The sequence below is a fragment of the Actinoplanes sp. NPDC051633 genome, assembly GCF_040681735.1.
In the GTDB taxonomy this organism is placed as follows: domain Bacteria; phylum Actinomycetota; class Actinomycetes; order Mycobacteriales; family Micromonosporaceae; genus Actinoplanes.
Genome location: NZ_JBFAZH010001704.1, coordinates 1 through 1,231, shown reverse-complemented (window position 1 = coordinate 1,231; position 1,231 = coordinate 1). Strand labels below are relative to the sequence as shown.

Below are 1,231 nucleotides of genomic sequence, written 5' to 3'. Positions count from 1 at the left end.
CGCATCCGAGGGTCGGATGCGCGGCTGAGCTACCACTTTTCGCTTGCGGTCAGGAGGTGATGGCGTCCATCAGGTCGCCCACCGGACGGTCCGGCAATGCCCTCGCCACGTCGGCCAGTGCGACCATGCCGACCAGGCGGTGCCCGTCGATCACCGGGAGCCGGCGGACCTGGTGGTCGGCCATCGTCCGCAGGATCTCCTCGGCGTCGTCGTCCGCGCCGATCGTCACCGGCTTGCCCTGGGCGAACTCGCCCGCCGTGCAGTCGGCCGGGTTACGGCCCTTGGCCACGGCCTTCACCACGATGTCGCGGTCGGTCAGCATGCCCTTGAGGCGGTCGTCGTCGCCGCAGATCGGCAGCGATCCGACATCGAGGTCGGCCATCTTGCGGGCGGCGTCCGCCAGGCTGTCCTTCTCGCCGATGCAGGTCGCGTCCGGCGTCATGATGTCGCGTGCGGTGGTCATCGCAACTCTCCTTTCGGTAGATGACCTCCGGTTACCCCGTCACCACGCCTTGATGCACGTCAGATCCCATTGAGGCATGTCGCTCCGCGTCCCGCATTGATCCACTTCGCCGTTTCGCGATCGGGCGGGAGGGTACGGAGGCTCCTCGACAGTTTTCGCCGGTTTGAGGAGATGTGATGAGTGCAGTGGCCAACCCCGCCACCGTCGGTGAGTGTCTTCGGGTGGGCGCCGGATTCTCCCAGGGCGACCTGAACTGGATCGCGAGTGAGTTCGAGCCCCTCGACTCGCGGCTCGCCGGGTTCCACGCCGACTCCACCGAGCTCGAGGTCTCGGTCAAGGACCGGCAGGCGCGCGGGCAGAAGGTCACCCTCGAGTGCTGGATCGCCGGTCGGCAGAAGATCGTCACCACCTCGTCGGAGGAGGACCTGAAGGCCGCCCTGCACGACGTCCGCGACGACCTGCGCCGGCGCCTCAACGACTCGAAGACCAAGCAGGAGCCGCGCCACAACAAGCATCTGCGCGAGCACGGCGAGCCGGAGCCCGAGGGCCTCATCGAGTGAGCGCCCGGTGCGTTCTGTGCTAGTGGAGGAGTAGCCGGTCCTAACGACGCCCGTCGATCCCGGCCGAGGATGGGGCCATGGTGGCTCCCGGCATGGCGCTCGCGTTGATCACGCCGCTTCTCCTGATCCCGGCCGGCGCCGCTCCAGGCGCGCTGCCGGGTGTCTCGGCGGATGCCTCTCCGGGGCACTGCGCCTGGTCCAATCCCCG

At 68.4% G+C, this 1,231-nt stretch carries 2 protein-coding genes; one reads left to right on the top strand and one right to left on the bottom strand.

The window, feature by feature from the left end:
- Positions 1 to 49: 49 nt before the first annotated feature.
- Positions 50 to 463, bottom strand: a complete 414-nt coding sequence (locus tag AB0M20_RS44490; protein WP_364307623.1) for a CBS domain-containing protein — start codon at positions 461 to 463, stop codon at positions 50 to 52.
- Between the two features lie 176 nt (positions 464 to 639).
- Here AB0M20_RS44490 and AB0M20_RS44485 point away from each other — a divergent pair, with 176 nt between their 5' ends.
- Positions 640 to 1,023, top strand: a complete 384-nt coding sequence (locus AB0M20_RS44485) for an HPF/RaiA family ribosome-associated protein (protein WP_364307621.1) — start codon at positions 640 to 642, stop codon at positions 1,021 to 1,023.
- Positions 1,024 to 1,231 lie beyond the last annotated feature (208 nt).

Excerpts from the sequence above, each read along its gene's own strand:
- AB0M20_RS44490 (WP_364307623.1), bottom strand. The coding sequence starts at position 463 with ATGACCACCGCACGCGACATCATGACGCCGGACGCGACCTGCATCGGC.
- AB0M20_RS44485 (WP_364307621.1), top strand. The coding sequence starts at position 640 with ATGAGTGCAGTGGCCAACCCCGCCACCGTCGGTGAGTGTCTTCGGGTG.